Source organism: Achromobacter aloeverae, from assembly GCF_004121055.1.
In the GTDB taxonomy this organism is placed as follows: Bacteria; Pseudomonadota; Gammaproteobacteria; order Burkholderiales; family Burkholderiaceae_B; genus Bordetella_C; species Bordetella_C aloeverae.
The window spans coordinates 632,831-655,500 of the sequence record NZ_PYAL01000001.1 but is presented as its reverse complement, the minus strand read 5'-3'; the positions used below and the strand labels follow the sequence as shown (position 1 = coordinate 655,500).

The 22,670-nt window shown below is 66.7% G+C and carries 22 protein-coding genes; 14 read left to right on the top strand and 8 right to left on the bottom strand.

Going from position 1 to position 22,670, the window contains the following annotated elements:
• Nucleotides 1–33: 33 nt before the first annotated feature.
• A complete protein-coding gene (locus C7R54_RS02830) occupies nt 34–1,227 on the bottom strand; it encodes a hypothetical protein (protein WP_129148661.1) in 1,194 nt (397 codons plus the stop codon).
• 191 nt (nt 1,228–1,418) lie between these two features.
• Between C7R54_RS02830 and C7R54_RS02825 the strand changes: the two genes are divergently transcribed.
• Nucleotides 1,419–2,810: a DHA2 family efflux MFS transporter permease subunit gene (locus C7R54_RS02825; protein WP_240039345.1), complete on the top strand. Its 1,392-nt coding sequence runs from the start codon at nt 1,419–1,421 to the stop codon at nt 2,808–2,810.
• Nucleotides 2,811–3,029: 219 nt separating this feature from the next.
• Nucleotides 3,030–3,614, top strand: a complete 585-nt coding sequence (locus tag C7R54_RS02820; protein WP_129148660.1) for a hypothetical protein — start codon at nt 3,030–3,032, stop codon at nt 3,612–3,614.
• Nucleotides 3,615–3,734: 120 nt separating this feature from the next.
• Here C7R54_RS02820 and C7R54_RS02815 read toward each other — a convergent pair whose 3' ends face one another.
• Nucleotides 3,735–4,820: a flavodoxin family protein gene (locus C7R54_RS02815; protein ID WP_129148659.1), complete on the bottom strand. Its 1,086-nt coding sequence runs from the start codon at nt 4,818–4,820 to the stop codon at nt 3,735–3,737.
• A 144-nt stretch (nt 4,821–4,964) separates the two neighbouring features.
• Here C7R54_RS02815 and C7R54_RS02810 point away from each other — a divergent pair, with 144 nt between their 5' ends.
• The 3 genes from C7R54_RS02810 to C7R54_RS02800 are packed head-to-tail and all read left to right on the top strand — an operon-like array spanning nt 4,965 to nt 7,316.
• A complete protein-coding gene (locus C7R54_RS02810; protein ID WP_129148658.1) occupies nt 4,965–5,813 on the top strand; it encodes a haloacid dehalogenase-like hydrolase in 849 nt (282 codons plus the stop codon).
• Nucleotides 5,814–5,823: 10 nt separating this feature from the next.
• The gene (gene tadA / locus C7R54_RS02805; RefSeq protein ID WP_129149413.1) at nt 5,824–6,318 is read left to right on the top strand and encodes a tRNA adenosine(34) deaminase TadA; all 495 of its coding nucleotides are present in this window, start codon (nt 5,824–5,826) and stop codon (nt 6,316–6,318) included.
• A complete protein-coding gene (locus tag C7R54_RS02800) occupies nt 6,315–7,316 on the top strand; it encodes an LD-carboxypeptidase (protein WP_129148657.1) in 1,002 nt (333 codons plus the stop codon). Before tadA ends, C7R54_RS02800 begins: the two co-directional genes overlap by 4 nt.
• 56 nt (nt 7,317–7,372) lie before the next feature.
• On the opposite strand, the gene C7R54_RS29120 is transcribed toward C7R54_RS02800, so the two are convergent.
• The gene (locus C7R54_RS29120; RefSeq protein WP_129148656.1) at nt 7,373–8,914 is read right to left on the bottom strand and encodes a dipeptidase; all 1,542 of its coding nucleotides are present in this window, start codon (nt 8,912–8,914) and stop codon (nt 7,373–7,375) included.
• 282 nt (nt 8,915–9,196) lie between these two features.
• On the opposite strand from C7R54_RS29120, the gene C7R54_RS02790 reads away from it, so the two are divergent.
• Nucleotides 9,197–10,426: a cation:proton antiporter domain-containing protein gene (locus C7R54_RS02790; RefSeq protein ID WP_129148655.1), complete on the top strand. Its 1,230-nt coding sequence runs from the start codon at nt 9,197–9,199 to the stop codon at nt 10,424–10,426.
• A gap of 70 nt (nt 10,427–10,496) precedes the next feature.
• Here C7R54_RS02790 and C7R54_RS02785 read toward each other — a convergent pair whose 3' ends face one another.
• Entirely contained in the window at nt 10,497–11,384 is an 888-nt protein-coding gene (locus tag C7R54_RS02785; protein WP_129148654.1) for an enoyl-CoA hydratase-related protein, read from the bottom strand.
• Between the two features lie 271 nt (nt 11,385–11,655).
• On the opposite strand from C7R54_RS02785, the gene C7R54_RS02780 reads away from it, so the two are divergent.
• Genes C7R54_RS02780 through C7R54_RS02770 form a run of 3 tightly spaced genes read left to right on the top strand, consistent with a single transcriptional unit; the run spans nt 11,656 to nt 15,091 of the window.
• On the top strand, nt 11,656–13,260 hold the full coding sequence (locus C7R54_RS02780; RefSeq protein WP_129148653.1) for an ABC-F family ATPase: 1,605 nt from the start codon (nt 11,656–11,658) through the stop codon (nt 13,258–13,260).
• 14 nt (nt 13,261–13,274) lie between these two features.
• Nucleotides 13,275–14,489, top strand: a complete 1,215-nt coding sequence (locus C7R54_RS02775; protein ID WP_129148652.1) for an MFS transporter — start codon at nt 13,275–13,277, stop codon at nt 14,487–14,489.
• Nucleotides 14,489–15,091, top strand: coding sequence for an IMPACT family protein (locus tag C7R54_RS02770; protein ID WP_129148651.1), 603 nt, complete (start codon nt 14,489–14,491; stop codon nt 15,089–15,091). The genes C7R54_RS02775 and C7R54_RS02770 overlap by 1 nt, the downstream gene beginning before the upstream one ends.
• Before the next feature lie 97 nt (nt 15,092–15,188).
• Here C7R54_RS02770 and trxA read toward each other — a convergent pair whose 3' ends face one another.
• The 3 genes from trxA to C7R54_RS02760 form a co-directional block, all read right to left on the bottom strand.
• The gene (gene trxA, locus C7R54_RS02765) at nt 15,189–15,572 is read right to left on the bottom strand and encodes a thioredoxin (protein WP_129148650.1); all 384 of its coding nucleotides are present in this window, start codon (nt 15,570–15,572) and stop codon (nt 15,189–15,191) included.
• Nucleotides 15,569–15,709 carry a hypothetical protein gene (locus tag C7R54_RS28795; RefSeq protein ID WP_158021133.1) on the bottom strand — a complete coding sequence of 47 codons (141 nt, stop codon included), beginning with the start codon at nt 15,707–15,709 and terminating at the stop codon, nt 15,569–15,571. Before C7R54_RS28795 ends, trxA begins: the two co-directional genes overlap by 4 nt.
• 241 nt (nt 15,710–15,950) lie before the next feature.
• On the bottom strand, nt 15,951–17,018 hold the full coding sequence (locus tag C7R54_RS02760) for an LLM class flavin-dependent oxidoreductase (protein WP_129148649.1): 1,068 nt from the start codon (nt 17,016–17,018) through the stop codon (nt 15,951–15,953).
• 271 nt (nt 17,019–17,289) lie between these two features.
• Here C7R54_RS02760 and C7R54_RS02755 point away from each other — a divergent pair, with 271 nt between their 5' ends.
• From C7R54_RS02755 to C7R54_RS02735, 5 genes are all read left to right on the top strand, one after another.
• On the top strand, nt 17,290–18,396 hold the full coding sequence (locus C7R54_RS02755) for a TauD/TfdA family dioxygenase (protein ID WP_129148648.1): 1,107 nt from the start codon (nt 17,290–17,292) through the stop codon (nt 18,394–18,396).
• Nucleotides 18,397–18,419: 23 nt separating this feature from the next.
• Entirely contained in the window at nt 18,420–19,412 is a 993-nt protein-coding gene (locus C7R54_RS02750; protein ID WP_158021132.1) for a tripartite tricarboxylate transporter substrate-binding protein, read from the top strand.
• 109 nt (nt 19,413–19,521) lie between these two features.
• Nucleotides 19,522–20,307, top strand: coding sequence for a GntR family transcriptional regulator (locus C7R54_RS02745; RefSeq protein ID WP_129148646.1), 786 nt, complete (start codon nt 19,522–19,524; stop codon nt 20,305–20,307).
• A 94-nt stretch (nt 20,308–20,401) separates the two neighbouring features.
• Nucleotides 20,402–20,818 carry an alternative ribosome rescue aminoacyl-tRNA hydrolase ArfB gene (gene arfB, locus C7R54_RS02740; protein ID WP_129148645.1) on the top strand — a complete coding sequence of 139 codons (417 nt, stop codon included), beginning with the start codon at nt 20,402–20,404 and terminating at the stop codon, nt 20,816–20,818.
• 92 nt (nt 20,819–20,910) lie between these two features.
• Nucleotides 20,911–21,969 carry an alkene reductase gene (locus C7R54_RS02735; RefSeq protein WP_129148644.1) on the top strand — a complete coding sequence of 353 codons (1,059 nt, stop codon included), beginning with the start codon at nt 20,911–20,913 and terminating at the stop codon, nt 21,967–21,969.
• 165 nt (nt 21,970–22,134) lie between these two features.
• On the opposite strand, the gene C7R54_RS02730 is transcribed toward C7R54_RS02735, so the two are convergent.
• Nucleotides 22,135–22,512 (bottom strand): flagellar hook assembly protein FlgD, encoded by a 378-nt coding sequence (locus tag C7R54_RS02730; RefSeq protein ID WP_240039403.1) that lies wholly within the window; start codon nt 22,510–22,512, stop codon nt 22,135–22,137.
• Nucleotides 22,513–22,670: the final 158 nt, after the last annotated feature.

Genomic DNA, 22,670 nt, shown 5'->3' with positions numbered 1-22,670 from the left:
GAAGACGCCGCCGGCGCTGCGGGAAGGGCAGTCTCAGGCCGGCGGGATCACCAGGTCCGCCGTGCCTGGGCAAACCCAGCGCACGCACTCGCGCGTGGTGTCGATGCAACCGCCGTCGACATAGACACCGCGCGGCTCGCGCAGGCGCACCATCAGCTTCAGGATGCGTTCGACCTCGGCCGGGTCGGCCAGCGAGACGCGGACCTTGGCTTCCACGATGCTCTCGTCCAGCCGCGTCTTGCCCGCCGCGTCGACGTACACGCCGTCGCGCCAGTGGTAGATCTCCACGCACTTGGTGGTCAGCGTGAAGGGTTGTTCGTGCTTCCAGAAATTGTTGAATAAACCACTGCCCAGGTAGAACACCCACGAACCCTCGAAGCCCTCGGCGTCGGCCGAGCGTTCATCGGGGTTGCGAAACCACAGGCGGTCGCCCGGCACGTAGTACTTCGGCGGCAGCGGGGCTTCCATGGACCCATACTCGCGCAGGAACACGTCGTGGAACAGGCCCGACATGATGGCGCGCGTTTCCCATCGCCGTTGCAATTGCGCCAGCAGGGCCGGGTTGCTGCGCGCCAGCTCCTGCGCGATCCCCAGCAGCGTCACGTATTCGGTGGCGCGGTAGCACGAGAAGGAATAGAGCTTGCCGGAGTCCTCCGGCTGCGAAGCCTTGCGCAATGCCTCGATCAGCGATTTGCCGGGCAGCACGGTGAAACCGGTGTCCTCGGCATAGGTCCAGTAGTCCGCCGGGCGCTCCGCCTGTTCGGTGTCGAAAGCCAGTTCGGTCTTGTAGGCGGCCTGCACGATGTCGCGCTTGATGCGCACGGCGGCCGCCAGCTCGTCGTGGCTGGGATAGCGGAAGGCGACCGGCGCGGCCAGCAGGGCGACAACGATCTCGCGCTCCAGGTTGCGCTCCGGGTCCCCGGGATGGCGCTGGTCCAGGAGAGGGCGCAGGCCCGTGGTGTCGAAGCCGGGCGTCCACGCGGCGGCGATATCGGGGCGCAGGCGCAGGCGGGCCAGCCAGGCGCCGTTCTTCTCGCTGGCCTGCTTTTCGTCTTGTTTTTCGTCCTGAATTTCGGCCACGTCCGCCAGCCCCAGCTCCCGTAGGTAGGCAAGGGCGCGATCGCGCTCGGCGGCGACGGCGGTGGGCTCGGCGCCGAATATTTCGATGCCCGCGGCTTGCGGGGCGGGGAGGGAACTGGACACCGGGAAACTCCAGGAAATCGGCATCGGAAATGCGCCGTCGAGGCGCGCCGGCTGACGATCCACTTAAATCGGACGCCGTCCGCGCGCGGGATTACGTGATCATAGGCGATGCGCCTATGATTGCGGTCGGCCCGCGGCATGGCCGAGCGGATACCGGCGCGCCGGCCGCCGGCCAGGTGCAAGCATGCCGGCGGGTCGACGCACAGAGAGAGCACATGACGGAAAGTTCATCGTATCGCGGCATGCAGTGGGTGGTCGCGGCCGGTTTTTTCATGCAGGCGCTGGATACCACCATCGTCAACACCGCCTTGCCAGCCATGGCCCACAGCCTGGGCGAGGATGTCCTGGACATGCGTGCCGTGGTGGTGGCCTATACGTTGACCATGGCCATGCTGACGCCGGCGTCCGGCTGGCTGGCCGACCGCTACGGCACCCGCCGGGTGTACTTCACGTCCATCCTCGTCTTTACGCTGGGCTCGCTGTTCTGCGCCATGGCCGGCAACCTGCCGCAACTGGTGGCGGCGCGCGTGGTGCAAGGCGTGGGCGGCTCGATGCTGCTGCCGATCGGCCGCCTGTCCATCCTGCGCACCATGCGCGGCGACGCCTATATCGCCGCGCTGGCCTTCATCTCCGTCGCCGGCCAGGTGGGGCCGCTGGTGGGGCCCATGACGGGCGGCTGGCTGGTGCAGGCCATCAGCTGGCATTGGATCTTCCTCATCAACCTGCCCATCGGCATCATCGGCCTGTTCGCCGTGCGCGCCTACCTGCCCGCCGGCATCAGCGGCATCGCGCCCCCGTTCGACGCCATCGGCTTCGTGCTGCTGTCGGGCTGCATGGTCGCGTTCTCGCTGGCGCTGGACGCGCCGGCCGGTCCGCATCATGCCGCCTGGAGCGCCGGGCTGTTCCTGCTCAGCGCGCTGACCGTGCTGCTCTACATCCCGCATGCGCGGCGCCATCCGCTGCCGCTGTTTCGCCTGGCCCTGTTTCGCGAGCCCAACTTCAGCGTCGGCCTGGTAGGCAACCTGGTGTGCCGGATAGGCAGCAGCGCCGTGCCTTTCCTGCTGCCCTTGCTGCTGCAATTGCAGATGGGCTACAGTCCCTTGTACTCGGGCGTGATGATGCTGCCGACCGCCGTCGCCGGCGTCATCTGCAAGACCTGGGTGGCGCCCCTGGTGCGGCGCTATGGCTATGACAACTTCCTGCTGGTCAATACGGTGGTGGTCGGGGCGTCCATCGTTTCCTTCGCCGCCCTGGCGCCCGGATGGCCGCTGGCCGTGCAGGTCGTCCAGCTGGCGATCTTCGGCGGGGCCAATTCCATGCAGTTCGCCGCCATGAATACGGTGACGCTCAAGGGCTTGAGCGTGGAGGACGCCGGCGGCGGCAACAGCCTGTTCTCCATGGTGCAGATGCTGGCCATCAGCCTGGGGGTGACGCTGGGCGGCACCATGGTCGGATGGTTTTCCGGCGGCGCCGCGCAGCCGTCCGCGACGGCGTTCCGCCTGACCTTCGCCATCGTCGGGACGATTACCCTGGTGTCCGGGCTCGTCTTTCGCCGCATGGACGCGGACCTGCTCAACGGCAGGCGGACAGCCCGGGGAGCCTCTTGAGGTTCTGTCCCTACATGTAACCGCCCGCGCATCGCGCCACGGCGCCGGCGTGCGGTTGTTACATGCGGCAACGTCTTCAGGGCGCCACGCTGTGCATCCCGGGTACGCTAATTGCTGAGCATGTCCGCAAGGGCGCCGGACGGTGTGACTGTCCGGTTTCTTGCCCGCCGCCAGCGCAATGGCGCCAACCTGAACTGAAATTGGTGGGAGGTAAACACAATGGACTTCGGAACCGCTACGCAATCGGCTCTTGCACAACCGCGAACCGGTCGCCGCCTGAGATTGTCGGCCGCCGGGCTGGCGCTGTGCGCCGCCGGCCTGATGGGCCTCAGCGCCGGCGCGCATGCCGACGAGCAATACAAGCGCGACGTCGCCGCCTGCAACAGCGGCCACACCAGCCAGGCCAAGGCCACCTGCCTGCGGGAAGCGGGCGCGGCCCAGGTCGAGCGTCGCCGCAATGGCCTGAGCGACGTGGGCAGCTCGGGCGAGGCGCGCAACGCGGAACAGCGCTGCAATGCCTTGCCGGCCGACCAGCGCCAGGATTGCATGTACCTCATGTCGGGGCAGGGCCAGACGACGGTCCAGGGTAGCGTCGCCGGCGGCGGCGTCCTGCGCGAGACCGTGATCCAGGTGCCGGCCGGCACGTCCGGCTCCACTGCGCCGGGCTATGCGCCGAATTCCAGCGGGTCGGGCTCGGGCTATGCGCCGGGTTCGGGGTATCCGTCGGGCGGATCGGCGCCGATGGCTCCTCCGCCGGCAGTGCCCCCCAGCACGACGCCTTATGGGTCTTCGCCGCGTTATTGAACGTTGCCACGGCAAGATGAAGCCGGGCGGCCTTCGGGGCCGCCCGGCTTTGTATTTTTCCGCCCGGCGCCGCCCGGGCAAGGTCCGCGCGGAATACAGGCTACTTCGGGCTACTTCGGGCTATTTCGGCCGCGGGTCGACCTGGGCCGCGGACGGGGCGGCGAGCCGGCCGGCGCGGTTTGCCGCGATGGCCGCGGCCAGGGCGCGCGCGGCATTGCGGGTTTCCTCCTGCACGGCATGGTCCGCGTCCAAATCGGCGTGGCTGGTGGCGTAGGGCTTGTAATAGCCGATATACCGATCCAAGATCGCGCTGCTGCCGGCCGGCCTGAGCCCCATCCACTGCAGCCAGTCGACCAGCGCCCGCCGTTGCCCCTCGATGCCGGCGACGTCGCCATGCACCACCAGGCCGAACACCCGTCCGGGCAGGTGCTTGGGGTAGTCCCAACCCGCCAATTCAATCTGCTTGGCCTTTTCGGCGTCCTTGCCGTGGGTGGACGTGGGATCGGGGTTGCCGCCGTCGGCGCATACCAGCCGGTCTATCATCAATTTCAAGGGACTCGGCGATTGGTACCAATAGGTTGGCGTGACCATCAGGATGCCGTGCGCCGCGGCCCAGCGCTCGTAGATGTCGTTCATGGCGTCGTTGACCTGGCCCAGCGCATGGTTGGGGTAGCAGCTACAGGGCCAATGGCACAGCGGCATGGCGGTCGACACGCAACCCTTGCAGGGATGGATCACGCGCTGGTATTCGGACGTGAGCAGGCTGAGGTCCAGGATGTCCACATCGATGGCCGCCGCGCGCAACTGGCCCGCGGCCAGGGTGGCCAGGCGCCACGTCTTCGACATTTCGCCCGGGCAACTGCCATCGTTGCGGGAAGACCCCGAAATGAGCAGGACGCGCGACGGGGTCGCCGGATCGCGCTGGCGCGCTTGCGCCTGTTCTATGCGCTGGCGGGCGGCGGTCCACTCCACCGAGAGATCGTAGTCGGGGTCGGCATGGCCGGGTCCCGCCTTGGCGGTCACCGGCGACTTGCGGCTGGCCTGGTAGTTCTGCCAGGCGATATCTTCCAGGCGGCGTAGCGCCGCCTCCTCCGGGGCGAAAGCGGGATCGTAGAAGCGCTGCATGAATCTTTCGCGAAATGTGGCGCGGTCCAGCTTTTCCGGTGCCTGGCCGGTGACCACACGAATGGGGGAGGTGGGGGGCATGATGGCTCCGACGGGCGAAATGTCGCTCGGTTGAGCAATCTGCATACCCGGTAACGGTCCGCGGGGGCGCGGACCGGCGCGCGCACGGTGCATGATGCCGCTTTCAGGCAAAATGGCGGTTGTTTTGTTTCCGTCCCCCGCTTCATGTCCGACGTCATCGCCCTGATCTTCGATTTCGACGACACGCTGGCGCCCGACAGCACGTCGGGTTTCCTCGAGAGCGTGGGCGTGGACACGGCCACGTTCTGGAAGGAACAGGTCGATCCCTTGATGTTCGAGCAGGACTGGGATCCCGTGCCCGCCTACCTCTATCGCATGATCGAGCTGTCGCATAGCGGCAAGCACGGCCGGTTCACGCGCGAACGCCTGGCGCAATGGGGTGGGCAACTGCCGCTGCACACGGGCGTGCGCACCCTGTTCCAGCGCTTGCGCGACGCCGTGCGCGCGGCCCATCCGCAAGTGCAGCTGGAGTTCTACCTGATTTCCAGCGGCATCGGCGACGTGGTGCGGGCCACGCCGGTCGCCCATGAATTCACCGATATCTGGGCCTCGGAATTCGTCTATGGCGAGGACGGCGGCATCCGCTTTCCGCGCAGGATCGTGAGCTTCACGGACAAGACCCGCTATCTGTTCCATATCCAGAAGGGCATCGTCGGCCCGGCTTTCCGCAGCAAGCCGTTCGAGGTCAATCGCAAGGTCCCGGAAGATCGCCTGCGCATTCCTTTCGACCAGATGATCTTCGTGGGCGACGGCTATACCGATATTCCCTGCTTTTCCCTGCTTCGGCGCGCGGGCGGTTATGCCTTCGGCGTCTGGGACCCGCGTCATCGCGACAAGCGCAGCCGGGCCTGGGGCTTTATCGAGGACGGCAGGGTGTCCAACCTGAACCAGGCGCGCTACGACGACGAGGCCGAGCTCTATCAATGGCTGGAAGAGGCCGTCACCAGCCTGGCGGGGCGCATCGCCTTGAAGTCCCGGGTGTACCGTGGCTGAGGCGCCGGCGCTGCAAGGCGCGCCGGCGGCGCGGGAGGAACACGATGCGGCCATGATGCGGCTGGCGCTGGCGCAAGCCGAAGCCGCGATCGCCGTCGGCGAAGTGCCCGTGGGCGCGGTGCTGGTCGATGCCGACGGCAATGTGCTGGGCGCCGGCTACAACCGCACCATCATCGACCACGATCCCACCGCGCATGCCGAAGTCGTCGCCTTGCGCGCCGCCGCCCGGCGGCTGGGCAATTACCGGCTGCCGGGGCTCAGCCTGTACGTCACGCTGGAACCCTGCGTCATGTGCATGGGCGCCATGCTGCATGCGCGGCTCGCGCGCGTTTGCTATGGTGCGGCGGACCCGAAAACCGGCGCCTGCGGCAGCGTGCTGGATATCGGCGCGGTCGGCCAGTTGAATCATCAAACCACCTTCCATGGCGGCGTCCTGGCGGAACCCTGCGGCGACCTGCTGCGCGGTTTTTTCCGGGCGCGCCGCCGCAAGGAAATCCAGACATGAGCAACAAGCAAGGCATTTATCTCATTTCGCCCTCGTCGGCGGTGGCCGACCCCGAAGCCGTCGAACGCGCCAGGCACAACCTCACGGCCCAGGGCTTTCGCACCGTGGTCGACCGCGGCGCGCTGGCCGTGCACCAGCGTTTCGCCGGTACCGACGCGCAGCGCCTGGCCGCGCTGGATCGCGCGCTCAAGCAGAAGCAGCCCATCGTCATGGCCACCCGCGGCGGCTATGGCCTGGGCCGCCTGCTGCCCATGATCGACTGGAAGGCGGTGGCCGACAGCGGCAAGCGCTTCGTCGGCATGAGCGACTTCACCGCCTTCAACCTGGCCCTGTTGGCGCGGACGGGCGCCGTCAGCTATACCGGCGCCACGGCGATGGCGGACTTCGGCGGCAAGAAGGTCGATGAACTGACCAGCGCGCTGTTCGGCGAGCTGATGCGCGGCGAACTGGAGATCCTCAGCTTCGAGACCGCGGACGCCGATCCCGTGGACTGCCGCGGGATACTCTGGGGCGGCACCCTGGCCATGGTGGCCTCGCTGGTGGGAACGCCGTACATGCCGCGCATACGCGGCGGCATCCTGTTCCTGGAGGACGTGGCCGAGCATCCTTATCGCGTCGAACGCATGCTGACCCAGCTTTGGCAGGCCGGCATCCTGCAGAAGCAGAAGGCCATACTCCTGGGGCATTTCACCAACTACCGGCTGGCGCCGAACGATGCCGGCTTCGACATGCCGGAAGTGGTGAAGTGGTTGCGGCAGACCGTCAAGGTGCCGGTGCTCACCGGCCTGCCTTACGGGCACATCGCCAGCAAGGCAACGCTGCCGATCGGAAAGAAGATCGGCGTGGCGACCGAACCGGGGCTGGTGCACCTGGTGCTCGATGAACACGATCACGAGCATGAGGACGGGCACGGCCATGATCACCATCATGACCACGATCATGACGATGGCCATGATCACCGCCATGATCACGGCCGCCCCGGGCGCGGGCACGGATAGTCCGCGCCGTCCAGGCCTTGGGGCGAGCCTTCGTTCAAGCGCGGTTCAAGCGCGGTTCAAGCCTTCATGGTCGCCGCATGGACCCGCGCATAGTTGCCGCCCAGGATGGCGCTGGCGTCCTGCTCGCTGAAGCCCGCGTCGCGCAGGGCCTGCGCCAGCAGGGGTAGCTTGCGGTAGCTGTCGAGGACCGACGGTCCGAGCAGGCCCAGCATATCGGAACCCAGTCCCACGTGCGCCACGCCCACCTCGTCGGCCAGGGCCCGCATGCCTTGCGCCATGGCCGCCAGCGTGGGGAAGGTGCCCGCCACCGGCCATACGCCGATCACGCCGCAGGTATCGGCCACCAGCCGCGCGTGCGCCGGCGAGATCGTGCGCGAGTAGCGCCCCGGATGCGGGCTTAGCGATGTGTGCGACAGCACCAGTGGCCGGCGCGTGACCCGGGCGGCGCGTTCCACCAGCGCGTACGTGCCGTGCGCCACGTCGACCACGATGCCAAGGTCATTGCAGCGTTCGATGACGGCCGCGCCGAAATCGGTCAGGCCCTGGTGGACCGGCGGCGCGGTCTGGATATCGCCCAGTTCGTTGACGCGGTAGTGCGTCAACTGCAGGTGCCGCAGGCCGTGGCGATGATAGGCGTCGTCCAGCCGCGCCAGGTCGCCTTCGAGGAAATCCGCGCCTTCGGCCGACACGATGACGGACGGGCCGTCGCGGCACGCCGCGCGCAGTTGTGCCGCGGTGGTTACCACGTGCAGGTTCTGTTGCGCCACCAGGTCGGCCAGGCGCTGGAAACCGGCCTCGCCGCGCGCCGCCATCTCGCCCGGCGCCGGGTCCCGATACGCGACGATGCGCCGCCGGCCGCTGGGACTGGTGACGACGTGGTCGGCGCTGGAATCGGTGACGATGGCCAGGCAGACCACATGCATCGCGCCGGCGCGCATGGGCGCCGCCAGCGCGGTGAACGGCAGGGGCACGGGGCGCCGTCCCAGGCTGACGCGGCCCCCGTGGCTGTGGATGTCGACAGTGCTCTGGGTGGCGAGCCAGGCGGGAATGGCTGGCTGGGCGTCGGGTTCGGCGCGGTCTACCGGCCCATTCACCGGCCCATTCGCGGCCCCATTCACCGCTGGATTCGCCGCACCCGGCTGGCCGGCCCTCTCTCCCGGGGCGCCGTCCCCCCCTTGCGCCGGCGCGCAGCCGGCCAGGCCGGCCATCGCGCCCAGGCCGGCGAAGGCGGCCAGGCCCAGGACGCTGCGGCGGCCGATGGCCCAGGCGGCGCGCGGTTCCCTTACGGGCACGACCTGGGCGGCGCGGATCCGGTAGCGCCAGCCGGCGGGATCGTCGATCAAGCGCTCCCAGCGGCCGCGTACGCTGACCGGGCCGCTGCGCCAGTCCACGGGCGCGTCCGCATGGACTTCCACCACCATGTCCGCATGCCAGCAGCCATGGGTGGCGCAACAGGCGGCCTGCTGGACCAGCAGGAAAGTGTCCGCGGCCTGGGCCGCGTCCGGGAAAACCGGATGGCCATCCAGGCGCACCCAGGCGTCCGGCGCGACGCCTTCGGCGCCGGCATAAATGGCATCCCACGATAAGACCTGGATCATGCGCGTCCTTGGTTCAGGCGATGCAAGCGGCACCGTCCCGCCATGCTGCGCGAACTTGCTGTCATTTTGCTTTCATCGAATGGTGAAGTTTTTGTGTCCAGGGGAGCCAATGGCACGCGGGCGTTCCACATTTTTCCGCCTTGCCTACGCAACAGCGACGCGAGCCTGTCACACTGTTCCGATCTGGTAAAAATCGCGTGATATTCTTTCTACCTGACAATAGATTGAACGATCGGGCCGCCCAGGCGCCGTGCCGCCGTTCATCTTTTCCCTGGAGACTTGATGCCCCATTCGACCCCGCTCATCACGACCATCGTGGGCGGCCTGGTACTGGCCTTCATCCTGGGCGCGATCGCCGTCCGGCTGAAGCTGCCTCCACTGATAGGCTATCTGTTCGCCGGCATCCTGGCCGGACCTCACACCCCCGGATTCACCGCGGACGGCCACCTGGCGCAGGAACTGGCCGAACTTGGCGTGATCCTGCTGATGTTCGGCGTCGGCCTGCATTTCTCCCTCAAGGATCTGCTGTCGGTCAAGGGCATCGCCGTGCCGGGCGCCATTGTGCAGATCAGCGTGGCAACCCTGATGGGGCTGGGGCTGTCGCAACTGATGCACTGGTCGCTGGGCGGGGGGCTGTTGTTCGGGCTGGCCTTGTCGGTGGCCAGCACCGTGGTGCTGATCAAGGCGCTGGACGATCGCCAGATGGTCGAGACGGGGGTGGGGCGCATCGCGGTCGGATGGCTGATCGTCGAGGACCTGGTCATGGTGGCGGCCCTGGTGCTGATTCCGGCCTTGTCCGGCGTGTTGGGTGGGCGTGGCGCGGAAGGCGGGCCGTCCCTGTGGTGGGTGCTGGGCATGACCGTGGTCAAGGTGGCGGCCTTCGTCGCCATCATGCTGGTGTTCGGGCGCCGCATCATTCCGTGGATATTGGAGCGGGTCGTCTACACGGGGAACCGCGAGCTGTTCCGCCTGGGCGTGCTGGCATGCGCGCTGGGCGTGGCCTATGGCGCCACCGCGCTGTTCGGCGTGTCGTTCGCGCTCGGGGCCTTCTTCGCCGGCATGGTCATGGCCGAATCGGAGTTCAGCCAGCGCGCCGCCGACGAGTCGCTGCCCTTGCGCGATGCGTTCTCGGTGCTGTTCTTCGTATCGGTGGGCATGCTGTTCGATCCGCTGTCCTTCTTGCGGGATCCCTGGGGCGTGCTGGGCACGACGCTGATCATCGTGGTCGGCAAGTCCATCGCCGCCTATCTCATCGTGCGCGCCTTTCGCCATTCCAAGATGACGGCGCTGACCATTTCCGCCAGCCTGGCGCAGATCGGCGAGTTCTCCTTCATCCTGGCGGGATTGGGCATCACGCAGCAGATCATGCCCAGCGAGGCCCAGGACCTGGTGCTGGGGGGCGCCATCCTGTCCATTCTCCTCAACCCGCTGCTGTTCAACCTGCTGGACCGGTATCGCAGCCGAAGCGACGATACGCCTTTGCCCCCGGGACAGCCCGATCCGGGCGTCTGAAACGCTTCCGTGCGCGGAACACGCCTCGCGCCATCCGGCCAGCATGCCGCGGCCATCGCATGCAGCCGCGCTATATCGAGACCAGTCCCGACGGAAAGTCCCCCGTGACGATCCACTGCGGCAGTCTTGCGCCGGGCAGGACGGCGCTGGCGACGACGGCGCCCATGACATCCGGCGCGGGGGACGCTCCCGCGACGCTGGTCCCCGGGCCCCCAGCGCTACCCGTCCCGCTCGTGGGGCCCATGGGGCCCACCAAGCCGCCATCGGGGGAGGCCGGCGCCGCGTCGTCCGTGGTGGCGCGCACCGGCAATTCATGCACCAGGTCCTTGGTGGCCGAGACGGCATCCGGGGCGGTCAGCATGAAGGTATCCACCAGCGCGGCGATCCGCATGTCCAGCGATTCCGGTTCGCACAGGTCGTGCACGAACCCGATGCGCCACGCTTCGGTCGCGCTGAAGGTCTCGCCCGTCAGGAACCAGCGTGTCGCGTGGCGCGGGCCGATGGCGCGCAGCACATAAGGCGCGATCACCGCGGGCACCAGGCCCAGCCGTGTTTCCGGCAGGGCGAAGGTGGCCTGGGAGGACGCGATGGTGATATCGCAGGCGGCCGCCAAACCCATGCCCACCGACATGCAGATGCCGTGGACCCGGGCAATGGTGGCCTTGGGGCAGGAATAGATCGTGTGCAGCATGGCGGCGCAGGCGAGCGCGTCGGTGCGATCGTCCTGTTCGCCGGGTTGCGCGCCGTAGCGGGCCTGGCCGATATCGGCGCCCGCACAGAAGCCGATCCCGCGCCCGGCCAGCACGATCGCGCGCACCTGCGGATCCCGGCCCAGCGCCTCGAACGCCTCGGACAATTCCTGCACCATCAGCGGGTCGACGGCGTTGCGGACATCGGGCCGGGAAAGCCACACCACGGCCGCCTGGGGCTTGTATTCGATTTCCAATGTTTGCGGCATGATGTCCGTCCTTCGGCGGCGGCTGGGTGCGCCATGTGGCAGGTCGCGCCACGCGACAGATCGCTATTACATAGAAGTTGTTCGTGGTTGACAATTGACTGAACAAAAGGATTAGGGCATAAGTAGCCATCCGGGTCGTGGCGCCTCGCGCCGCGCCCGAGTCCCTCGGTGACGCCCGCCTTGTCGTGCATTTTTTGCGATGCAGCACAAGGGATTGGTACACTGTCCGGTTCTTTCTTCAGTCATCTCCCGCCTCTTTTACCCACACGCCGTGATCTCCACCGCCAATCTCACCATCCAGTTCGGCCCCAAACCCCTGTTCGAGAACGTCAGCGTCAAGTTCGGCGAAGGCAACCGCTATGGCCTTATCGGCGCCAACGGTTCCGGCAAGTCGACCTTCATGAAAATCATCGGGGGCGACCTGGAAGCGTCTTCCGGCAACGTCGCGCTGGAACCGGGCGTGCGCCTGGGCAAGCTGCGCCAGGACCAGTTCGCCTATGAGGACGTGCGGGTGCTGGACGTGGTCATGATGGGCCACACCGAGATGTGGGCGGCGATGTCCGAGCGCGACGCCATCTACGCCAACCCCGAGGCCACCGACGACGACTACATGCGCGCCGCGGACCTCGAGGCCAAGTTCGCTGAATACGACGGCTATACCGCCGAGGCGCGCGCCGGCGAGCTGCTGCTGGGCCTGGAGTTGCCGGTCGAGCAGCACAACCTGCCGATGCGCGAAGTGGCGCCGGGCTGGAAGCTGCGCGTCCTGCTGGCGCAGGCGCTGTTCTCCAACCCCGATGTGCTGCTGCTGGACGAACCCACCAACAACCTGGACATCAATACCATCCGCTGGCTGGAGAACGTGCTCAATAGCTACCAGAGCACGATGATCATCATCAGCCACGATCGCCACTTCCTGAACCAGGTCTGCACCCACATGGCCGACCTGGACTACCGCGAAATCCGCATCTACCCCGGCAACTACGACGACTACATGCTGGCGTCCACGCAGGCGCGCGAACGCCTGTCGGCCGACAATGCCAAGGCCAAGGAACGTATTTCGGAGCTGCAGGACTTCGTGCGCCGCTTCTCCGCCAACAAGTCCAAGGCCCGCCAGGCGACCTCGCGCCTGAAGCAGATCGACCGCATCAAGGCCGAACAGGTCGAAGTGAAGCCCTCGTCGCGCCAGAACCCGTATATCCGCTTCGAGCAGAACAAGGTCCTGCACCGGCTGGCGGTTACGGTGGAACATCTTTCCAAGGCCTACGACGCACCGGTCATCCGCGATTTCTCCGCCATGGTCGAAGCGGGCGAGAAGATCGCCATCGTCGGCGCCAACGGCGTGGGCAAGACCACCTTGCTGCGCCTGCTGGCGGGCGACCTGGCGCCGGACAAGGGCGAAGTGAAGTGGTCCGATAACGCCGACAGGGGCTACATGGCGCAGGACGTGTCCGACCAGTTCCAGCAGACCGACATCAACCTGTTCGACTGGATGACCGACCATCGCCAGCCCGGCGACGACGACCAGGCCATCCGTTCCGTGCTGGGCCGCCTGCTGTTCTCCGCGGACGACCTGCCCAAGGCGCCCAAGGTCCTGTCCGGCGGCGAGAAGAACCGCATGACCTTCGGCCGCCTCATGCTGGGCCGGCACAACGTCCTGCTGATGGACGAACCGACCAACCACCTGGACATGGAATCGATCGAGTCGCTGCAGTTCGCGCTGGAAAAATTCGCCGGCACGCTGTTCTTCGTTTCTCATGACCGCGAATTCGTTTCCGGCCTGGCCACCCGCGTGATCGAGATCATGCCCAGCGGGGAGATCATCGACTACCGCGGCGGCTACGAGGACTACCTGGCTTCGCGCGGCGTGGAGGTCTGAGGGCGCGGCCAGCCATGTCTTCCCCAGGCGCGCCGCGCGCATCGTCGGCGGCGCCCGGTTCCCTGAAGGTGACCGGGCAGATCCTTTCCATCCTCCTGTTCAATTTCCTGGGTTACCTGACCGTGGGCCTGCCCATGGCCGTGCTGCCCGGGTACGTGCACAACGAACTGGGCTACGGTTCGGTGCTGGCGGGGCTGGTGATCAGCATCCAGTACCTGGCGACCTTGTTGAGCCGGTCCCATGCCGGCCGCATGTCCGACAGCGTGGGGCCCAGGAAGACGGTGCTGGTGGGCCTGGCGGCCTGCGCCGCCAGCGGGGTGTTCCTCTTGATGGCCTACGCCTTTGAGCGGTCTCCCACGATCAGCCTGGCTGCGCTGCTGCTGGGGCGCCTGGTGCTGGGCTTCGGCGAAAGCTGGGTGGGCACGGGCGGCCTGACGTGGGGCATAGGCAAGGTGGGCGCGGCCCATACCGGACGCGTGATTTCCTGGAGCGGCATCTGCACGTACGGCGCCCTGGCGATCGGCGCGCCGCTGGGCGTGATGCTGCAAGCGCACTTGAGCATGGGCGCGGTGGGCGCGGCCGTGCTGGGCGTGGGCCTGTTCGGCATCGCGCTGGCGGCGCCCCGCGCGCCGGTCGCGGTGGTAGGCGGCGCGCGCATGGCGTTCAAGCACGTGATGGCGCAGGTGCTGCCGCATGGCTTGTCGCTGGGGCTCGCGTCCGTCGGCTTCGGCGCGATCGCCACCTTCATCACCCTCTATTACGCCTCCTTCAAATGGGACGGCGCGGCGCTGGCGCTGAGCGTGTTCGGCTGCGCCTTCATCGGCGCGCGGCTGCTGCTGGCCAACATGATCCCGCGCTTCGGCGGCTTTCGCGTCGCCATCTGCTCCATCGCGGTGGAGGTGCTGGGCCTGCTGTGCCTGTGGCTGGCGCCCATGCCCGGCTTCGCGCTGGCGGGCGCGGCGCTCACGGGTTTTGGCTTTTCCCTGGTCTTCCCGGCGCTGGGGGTGGAGGCGGTGGCGCGCGTGCCGGCCGGCAATCGCGGCGCGGCGCTGGGCGCGTATTCGGTTTTCCTTGACCTGTCGCTGGGCATCACGGGCCCGGTGGTGGGCCTGGCGGTGTCGGCCTATGGCTATCCGTCCATCTTCCTGCTGGCGGCGCTCGCATCCATGCTGTCCATCGGCATCATCGTGCTGTTGTCGAAAGCCGTGCGGCGCGCCGGCGCGGCCTGATGGCGACCACGCTGGCCCACCCCGGCGAGTATCGGGAAACGATCAAGAAGAGCGTTTTCCTGGCGCTGGCGGCGCCCGTCGCGGACGCGCAGGCGGCCATGGCGTTCATTGCCGGGCGCAGCGATCCCGACGCTACCCACAACTGCTGGGCCTATCGCGTGGGCGACCATTACCGGTTCAACGACGATGGCGAGCCGGGCGGCAGCGCCGGCCGGCCCATCCTGCAGGCCATCGACGGCCAGCAGTGCGACCGCGTGGCCGTGCTCGTGATCCGCTGGTTTGGCGGCATCAAGCTGGGAACGGGGGGATTGGTGCGGGCCTATGGCGGCTGCGCCGCCAACTGCTTGCGGTTGACGCCGCGCGTGGACATCGTGGAGATGGCGCGGGCCGCTTGCCATTGCGCCTACGCCGACCTGCAGTGGCTGCAGTCGCGGTTGGCGGCAGCGGGCGCGGTCATCGTCGCGGAAGACTTCGACGCCACCGGAGCGACGCTGACGCTGGATGTTCCTCGCGTGGCGGTGGCCGACCTGGCGCAGGCCATCACCGACGGGACGCGGGGTCGCAGCACGCTGGTGGTGGGGACACGCGCCGGGACGGAGTAGAAGAAGAATGGAAAGCAGGACTAAAAAGCAGGACTAAAAAGCGGAAGGCGAGGCGGAAGGAGGGCGGAAGCGCGCGAGGCGCCTCCGGAGCGGGCGATTATGCCTGCTGTTCGCCGGCCTGGGCCTGGGCGGTGGCGATTTCCTGGTGCACCTTCTCCATGTCCAGGGCCTGGACCTTGGTCAGCAGCTCTTCCAGCTGGCCGGGCGACAAGGCGCCCGGCTGCGAGAACAGCAGCACCTGTTCGCGGAACACCATCAGCGTGGGGATGGAGCGGATGTTCAACGCGCCCGCCAATTCCTGTTCGACGTCGGTGTTGACCTTGGCGAACGTTACGTCCGGATGGCTTTCGGCGGCCTTCTCGAAGACCGGCGCGAAGCCGCGGCAGGGGCCGCACCACGGCGCCCAGAAATCGACGATCACCGTGCCGTCGCCCTTCACGGCTTCCTGGAACGTGTCCTTGTTCATTTCCATTACGGTCATTTCACACATCCTTGCCGCATCGGCGGCTTGACGCCGAGGCTGTTGTCCAGGATTTCATGGACGCCATGCCGGGGCGTGGGTAGAAAAACGGTCTCGCGCGCGCGGCGCGCGGAGGCTTCCGGGTTCATCGGCAGCATGATAATCGCCGCGCGACGCGTGCTGTCGGGAAGAAGTTGGGGGCAAGATGCCGGTTTATCAAGCGGGACTGCCGGAACCGCGCCTCGGGGTACTGCGCCTGAGGTATTGCACATGGGGTACTGCACCTGCGGTACCGCACCGGCGGTGCTGCACATGCGCGGCCTTGCTCCCAGTTCACTTCGGGGTAGGCCGATCCGCCGGGTCATGGTCATGGCCCGGCAAGTCCAGCCACACGCCGGCTTACCAGCCGGAGAGGCCAGCAGCCGGCGTGCCCGCCGTGCTGGTTCCCTCTGCATTCGCGCCCGCCGCCGAGGGCGCCTGCTTCAGCGCGGCAACGATTTCGTACGAGCGCAGCCTGTCCTTGGGATCGTAGAAATCCGACACGATCATCACCTCGTCGGCCTCGGTGCGCTCGACCAGGGCTTCCAGTTCGCGCCTGACCTTCTCCGGGCCGCCGACGATGGCCGCGCCCAGTTTCTGCTGCACGGCGGCGCGTTCCCAGTCGTTCCAGCGCTGGTCCATGTCGTCGACAGGAGGTTGCAGTTGCAGGCGGTTGCCGCGCACCAAGGACAGGAATTTCTGCTGCTGCGTGGTGGACTGGCGGCGCGCTTCCTCGTCGGTATCGGCTGCGATGACGGGCACGCCTATCATCGAATAGGGGCGATGCAGCGTTTCCGAGGGGCGGAACAATTGGCGATAGAGACGCATCGCGGCGATGCCTTCGGGCGAAAAGTGGCCCGCGAAGGAGAACGGCAGCCCCAATTGCGCGGCAAGGCGGGCGCTGAAGTCGCTGGAACCCAGCAGCCAGATGGGGATATTCAGCCCTTCGCCGGGAATCGCGCGCACGGCCTGGGTCGGATGCGCGGGCCGCAGGAACGCGCGCAATTCCTCCAGCAGCTCGGGGAATTCCAGGCCGCTGCGGGGATCGCGGCGCAAGGCTCGCTGGGTCAGGCCGTCGCTGCCGGGAGCGCGGCCCAGGCCCAGGTCGATGCGGCCGGGATACAAGGTTTCCAGCGTGCCGAATTGCTCGGCGATGATCAGGGGCGCATGGTTGGGCAGCATCACGCCGCCCGAGCCCACGCGCAGCGTCTTCGTATGCCCGGCCACGTGCCCGATCAGGACCGCCGTGGCGCTGCTGGCGATGCCGTTGATATTGTGGTGCTCGGCCAGCCAGAACCGGTTGTAGCCCAGGCGTTCAACGTGCTGCGCCAACTCCACCGTGTTGCGGAATGCATCCGCGGCGCTGCGGTTCTGCGCGATGGGGGCCAGGTCGAGGACGGAAAAGGGGACGTCCGACAGGGCGGTCATGGGGATTCCTTGAATGTGCGTTATCGACACTAACTGGGGCAGTGTATCGGCGTTTTCAAGCACGCGAGGCAGCAACCTTATGGGCTTCCGGGTTTGTGGCCGCGCGGATCCTGGCCCAGCCGGCGGGATGTCGCGTCCTGTCGCGTAGCCTTTTTGTTTTTATGTTGGTATATTTATATACACACATACCAACTATCAGATATCAATCCACCGCGACCCTCGCCAAGGTCTTGGTCAAGTGCCCACCCAGGCCCCACATCAGGAGACAACCATGAGCCCGGCCCCAGAGACCGATACCGCTACCGACATCAACCCGAACTCTCGTGCCGCCTGGACGGTGCAGGAAGTCACCCTGGACACCAGCTGGACCTATCGTCTTTCCCCGGAGCAGGCTGCCGGGCTCCTCGCCGTGGTGCGCGCCGGCCGGCTCACGGATGCTGCGCTGCTGGACTACCGCAAAACCGATTTCCCCTTCGCGCCCGCGACCTTGGACGTCATCCGCGCGGCCTTCCGGGAGGTCCGCGATGGGCGGGGCATGGCGCTGATCAAGGGCTTGCCGCGCGCAGACGTCAGCCCGGAGGAATTCGAACTGCTCACCTGGGCAATCGGCCTGCATTTCGGCGTGGCGCGTCCGCAAGACCGGAACAGCGCCTACATCAACAAAGTGAAGGACGTGGGCGCCAGCTACCGCAGTCCCACCGGGCGTGGCTATTCGTCCAATGCGCAGCTGGACTTCCACATCGACGGTTCCGACGTCGTGCTTCTAAGTTGCTACAACCAGGCGCCGGTGGGCGGCATGAGCATGTGTACGAGTTCGGTCAAGGTCTTCGAAACGATCGCGAGCGAACGTCCGGACTTGCTCGAAGCTTTGCAAAGCCCGTACCCGTATAGCCGCAACGGCGACCAGCAGCCGCACGAGCCGGCCTGGATACATGTGCCTATCTACGGTTTCGAAGCGGGAAGAACCTTCTGCGTATGGAACCGTAACCGCGTACTGAATGCCCAGAAAATCGAAGGCGTGCCGCGGCTCACCAGCCTGCAGTCGGAGGCCATAGGCTACCTGGACGCGGTGGTTCGCCGCCCCGACCTGATGTTCTGCATGCACATGGAGCCTGGCGACCTGCAGCTACTCAGCAACCAGACCATGCTCCATTCGCGGACGAGCTTCGAGGACCATCCCGACGAAGACAGGAAACGCACGCTGTACCGCCTGTGGCTGGCCGTGCCCGACTCGTTGCGCCTACCGGGTGGCTGGGCCCAATACCTGGGCTCGACCGAGCCCGGCACGGTACGCGGCGTCACCAAGGGCCACCGCTATGACGAGCAGTGCCTGCGCTTCGACACGGAGCAGGCGCGAAGCATGGGCATGCGCCTGTAGAGGCGCCAAGCATGGAGAAAAACATGAAGATCATGAAACACCTGCACCGTTGCATCGCTGCGCTGGTGGCCGGGAGCCTGGCACAAGGTCTCGCGGCCGCGGCGCCAGCCGCCGCCTTCCATCCCACCCGGCCCGTCACCCTGGTCGTGCCTTATGGCGCCGGCGGGGGAACCGATGTCGTCGGACGGCTCTTTGCCCAGAAGCTGGGCGCCATGTGGCGTCAACCCGTCGTGGTGGAAAACCGGGCCGGGGCCAATGGCGCGATCGGCGCCGCCTACGTGGCCAAGGCAGCGCCGGACGGCACGACGCTGCTGCTGTCGGTCGCTTCCATCGCGATCAACCCCTATATGATGGCCAAGCAGTTGCCTTACGACACGCGGACGGCGTTCACGCCCATCACCACGCTGGCTTTTCCGGTGGTGGTCATGGTCGCCTCCACCAAGGTGCAGGCCAGCGACGTGCAGGGTTTCATCGCCGAGGCCAGGAAGAATCCTGACAAGTTCACGTTCGGCAGTGCCGAGACCAGCACCCGCATGTACGGGGAGCGCCTCAAGGACAGCGAGCATTTCAGCATGCGGCATATCCCGTACAAAGGCTCGCCGCAGTGGATGTCCGACCTGATCAGCGGGCAGGTCGATACGGGATACGCCAGCATCACGTCCGCCTTGCCTTTCCTCAATGAGGGCAAGGTCAAGATCCTGGGCGTGGCGTCCACGCACCGCAGCGCCCTGGTGCCGCAAGTGCCGACCTTTCTCGAGCAGGGCGTCAAGAACCTGGAGTCGCACAGCTGGTATGGCCTTTTCGGACCTGGCAAGATGCCGCCGGACACGGTCCAGGCCATCTATCATGATGTGAAGGCCGTGCTGGCGGATGCCGAAGTGCAGGACAAGCTGAGGTTCCTTGGCGCGGATCCCGGCGGCGAGACACCGGCTCGGTTCAGCCAGCGCTTCCAGGCGGACATGAACGAATACGAGGACCTCATCAAGCGGCTGCACCTGAGCGAAGATGCGCCCTGAGCATGATGCCCGCACGCGGGCGACGTGGCGCGTGCGTGGCGTCCGCGTGGCAAAATACGCTGCTCATCATGTGCTGAACCCATAGTCCTCCAACGCTGTCCGGATCTTTATGCCGAAAAACGGTATCTCTCTAAAAGCCCAGGGTGCGCTCCTGCATCACCAGCTTTTCCTGACGTTGCGGCAGCAGATACTGGACGGCGTCTACCGGGAGGGCGATCGCCTGCCCACGCAGGAAGCCCTGAGCGAGCATTACAGGGTGTCGCGCATCACGGTGCGGCGTGCGGTTTCCGAATTGCAGGCGGAGGGCTTGATCCGGAACGAGCAGGGGGTAGGCGCCTTCGTGCTGGCGGTCAAGCAGAAGGCCCCAGCCGCCGTTTCGCTGACCTATCTCGAAGGCCTGAAGCGTGTCGCCAGCGAGACCAAGGTGGCGGTGCTGGTATCGGAACTGGCGCGGCCCCCGTTGGCTGTGGCGCGCTTGCTCGCCCTGGCCGACGGCGTGGACGCGATGCATGTCGTCCGTGTCCGCGAGCGCAAGGGAACGCCCCTGATGCTGCTGGACGCCTGGATGCCTGCGCGCTTTGCGCCGCTGCTTACGCCCCCGGCGTTGCGCAAGCGACCGCTGTACGAGCTGCTCACCAGCGACGGCACGCAGCTGGGCGAGGTCGTGCAGGAGGTCACCGCGGAAATGGCCGATCCTTATGCGGCCCAGCACCTCCAGGTCAAGGTCAATTCGCCCCTTTTGCGCGCCACGCGCCTGGTCCACGACAACCGCCAGCAGCCCATCCAGCACCTGGTGATACGGGCCACGCCGCTGCGCAGCCGGCTGGTGATGGTCATTCCCGGCAACGAACTGGACACGATTTCCAGCGGTCACCTGGTGCACGATATGGAATGAGCTGCCTTCCGCTGGAATGGTCTGCCTTCCGCCGCGAGGCCTTGGGACGGCGCCGTTCCCCTGGCGGACCGCGGTATTGGAGTAGACTCGGCCCATGATTCCCGTCAATGAACACATCGCGCTCGACGAGCGCGAGATCGAATTCGACATGATCCGCGCGCAGGGCGCGGGCGGACAGAATGTCAACAAGGTCTCCAGCGCGGTGCACATGCGCTTCGATGTCCGCGCGTCCTCGCTGCCGGACGACCTGAAGGCGGCGGTGCTGGCGCTGGACGACCGGCGCATCAGCAAGGACGGCGTGGTGATCATCAAGGCGCAGGCCTATCGCAGCCAGGACAAGAACCGAGCCGATGCGCTGGACAGGCTGGTGGCCCTGCTGCGGCACGCGGCGCGGCCGGTCAAGCCGCGCAAGGCCACGCGGCCCACGCGGGCCTCGCAGCAGCGGCGCGTGCAGCGCAAGGTGACGCATGGACGCGTCAAGCAATTGCGCGGGCGGGTCGGGGAGGAGTGACGCCCCGACAACTGTTGTCGCCGGCGCCGTTCAATATTCCGGGCCGGCCTTCTTTAGAATCCACGCATATTCTCGCGTAAAGGATCTCCCTCATGAGCACTTTTTCTTCTTCCCTGCGGGTCGGCGGACTGACCCTGCCCAACCGGGTCATCATGGCGCCCCTGACGCGCATGCAGGCCGGCCCCGGCCGCGTTCCCACCGAACGGATGGCGGAGTACTACACGCAACGCGCATCCGCGGGCCTCATCATCACCGAGGCAACGTCGGTGACGCCGCAAGGCGTGGGCTATCCCAACACCCCGGGCATCTGGTCGGACGAACAGGTGGCGGGCTGGAAGAAGGTGACGGACGCGGTGCACCGGCATGGCGGCCGCATCGTGTTGCAACTGTGGCACGTAGGCCGCATCTCCGATCCCAGCCTGCTCGATGGTGAACTGCCCGTGGCGCCCAGCGCCATCGCGGCGGAAGGCGACGTCAGCGTATTGCGGCCCAAGCGTCCCTACGTGACGCCGCGCGCGCTGCGGCTGGATGAGATACCGGGCATCGTGGCGGCTTATCGCAAGGGCGCGGAAAACGCCAAGCTGGCGGGCTTCGACGGAGTGGAGCTGCATGGCGCCAACGGTTACCTGCTGGACCAGTTCCTGCAGGACAGCACCAACAAGCGCGACGACGCCTACGGCGGTTCCATCGAGAACCGCGCACGCCTGCTGCTGGAAGCGACCGATGCGGCCATTGCCGTGTGGGGCGCGGACCATGTGGGCGTGCACCTGTCGCCGCAAGGCAAGTCGCATTCGATCAGCGATTCGGATCCGGCCGCGACCTTCGGATACGTGGCGCGTGAAATGGGCCGCCGCAAGGTGGCCTTCCTGTGCATCCGGGAACCCCTGGGCGACAGCCGCCTGCTGCCGCGCATCAAGCAGGCGTTCGGCGGCGTGGTGTTCGCCAACGACGGCTTCACGCAGGATACCGGGGCGACCGTGCTGCGCGCGGGCGAGGCCGATGCCGTGGCCTACGGCGTGCTGTTCATCGCCAATCCGGACCTGCCCAAGCGTTTCGAGTTGAATGCGCCGTTGAACACGCCCAATCCCTCGACGTTCTATTCGGGCACAGAGGAAGGGTATACGGACTATCCGGCCTTGCAGGCCGCCTGACGCCGGGCATCCGGGCAATGCAAGAAGGCGCGGGTACCGCGCCTTCTTTCTTGGGTGCGCAGCAAAGCAAGCGGAGCCGGCCGGACGGCGTGCGGGAGATGCTTTGCCGACGCCAGGCGCCGGCTTTAGTCGCCAGGCGCTGGGATTAGACGCAAGGTGCCAGGTTTATTTCGTGCTCTTCGCGTTCCACTCGAAGCCGGCATGCGCCGACCCATTGCCCTTCACCGAGACCTGGCGCGTCTGCTCATTGCCATCCAGCGTGGCGGAAACCTTGTATTGCCCAGGGGGCAGCTTCACCAGCATATAGGGACCGCCGCTGGTGGCGTCCAGCACCTTGGCGCCCTTGGCATCGGTGATCACCACCTTCACATCCGCCGTGTAGTCGTTCTTGCCGTCAAGCTTGCGGGCGAACAGCAGGGACAGGGGATAGCTTTTTTCCGCGGCCTTCAGCGACTCCGATTCGTCCAGTCCGATGCCGCCCGTGACGTATTCGACGTTGCCTTGCGTCTGCGTGGCGGGCAGGGCGGCATGGGCGCTGGCCATGGCGACGGCCCATAGCAGCGCGCCAGCGAGGGCGGTGACCGTGAGCGCACGATAGCGATGGATTTGCGTAGTGGAGGTCAAAACGGGGGTCAAAAAGCGGGTCGGTTCTTGCTTCATGGTTTTTCTCCAGGAAACGCGCAATGCGCGGGTTGGGCCGG

What these genes read in the sequence shown, in the direction of transcription:
- C7R54_RS02830 (WP_129148661.1), bottom strand. Translation starts at nt 1,227, where the DNA reads ATGCCGATTTCCTGGAGTTTCCCGGTGTCCAGTTCCCTCCCCGCCCCG.
- C7R54_RS02825 (WP_240039345.1), top strand. Translation starts at nt 1,419, where the DNA reads ATGACGGAAAGTTCATCGTATCGCGGCATGCAGTGGGTGGTCGCGGCC.
- C7R54_RS02820 (WP_129148660.1), top strand. Translation starts at nt 3,030, where the DNA reads ATGGACTTCGGAACCGCTACGCAATCGGCTCTTGCACAACCGCGAACC.
- C7R54_RS02815 (WP_129148659.1), bottom strand. Translation starts at nt 4,820, where the DNA reads ATGCCCCCCACCTCCCCCATTCGTGTGGTCACCGGCCAGGCACCGGAA.
- C7R54_RS02810 (WP_129148658.1), top strand. Translation starts at nt 4,965, where the DNA reads ATGTCCGACGTCATCGCCCTGATCTTCGATTTCGACGACACGCTGGCG.
- C7R54_RS02800 (WP_129148657.1), top strand. Translation starts at nt 6,315, where the DNA reads ATGAGCAACAAGCAAGGCATTTATCTCATTTCGCCCTCGTCGGCGGTG.
- C7R54_RS29120 (WP_129148656.1), bottom strand. Translation starts at nt 8,914, where the DNA reads ATGATCCAGGTCTTATCGTGGGATGCCATTTATGCCGGCGCCGAAGGC.
- C7R54_RS02790 (WP_129148655.1), top strand. Translation starts at nt 9,197, where the DNA reads ATGCCCCATTCGACCCCGCTCATCACGACCATCGTGGGCGGCCTGGTA.
- C7R54_RS02785 (WP_129148654.1), bottom strand. Translation starts at nt 11,384, where the DNA reads ATGCCGCAAACATTGGAAATCGAATACAAGCCCCAGGCGGCCGTGGTG.
- C7R54_RS02775 (WP_129148652.1), top strand. Translation starts at nt 13,275, where the DNA reads ATGTCTTCCCCAGGCGCGCCGCGCGCATCGTCGGCGGCGCCCGGTTCC.
- C7R54_RS02770 (WP_129148651.1), top strand. Translation starts at nt 14,489, where the DNA reads ATGGCGACCACGCTGGCCCACCCCGGCGAGTATCGGGAAACGATCAAG.
- trxA (WP_129148650.1), bottom strand. Translation starts at nt 15,572, where the DNA reads ATGACCGTAATGGAAATGAACAAGGACACGTTCCAGGAAGCCGTGAAG.
- C7R54_RS28795 (WP_158021133.1), bottom strand. Translation starts at nt 15,709, where the DNA reads ATGCTGCCGATGAACCCGGAAGCCTCCGCGCGCCGCGCGCGCGAGACC.
- C7R54_RS02760 (WP_129148649.1), bottom strand. Translation starts at nt 17,018, where the DNA reads ATGACCGCCCTGTCGGACGTCCCCTTTTCCGTCCTCGACCTGGCCCCC.
- C7R54_RS02755 (WP_129148648.1), top strand. Translation starts at nt 17,290, where the DNA reads ATGAGCCCGGCCCCAGAGACCGATACCGCTACCGACATCAACCCGAAC.
- C7R54_RS02750 (WP_158021132.1), top strand. Translation starts at nt 18,420, where the DNA reads ATGAAGATCATGAAACACCTGCACCGTTGCATCGCTGCGCTGGTGGCC.
- C7R54_RS02745 (WP_129148646.1), top strand. Translation starts at nt 19,522, where the DNA reads ATGCCGAAAAACGGTATCTCTCTAAAAGCCCAGGGTGCGCTCCTGCAT.
- arfB (WP_129148645.1), top strand. Translation starts at nt 20,402, where the DNA reads ATGATTCCCGTCAATGAACACATCGCGCTCGACGAGCGCGAGATCGAA.
- C7R54_RS02735 (WP_129148644.1), top strand. Translation starts at nt 20,911, where the DNA reads ATGAGCACTTTTTCTTCTTCCCTGCGGGTCGGCGGACTGACCCTGCCC.
- C7R54_RS02730 (WP_240039403.1), bottom strand. Translation starts at nt 22,512, where the DNA reads ATGGCCAGCGCCCATGCCGCCCTGCCCGCCACGCAGACGCAAGGCAAC.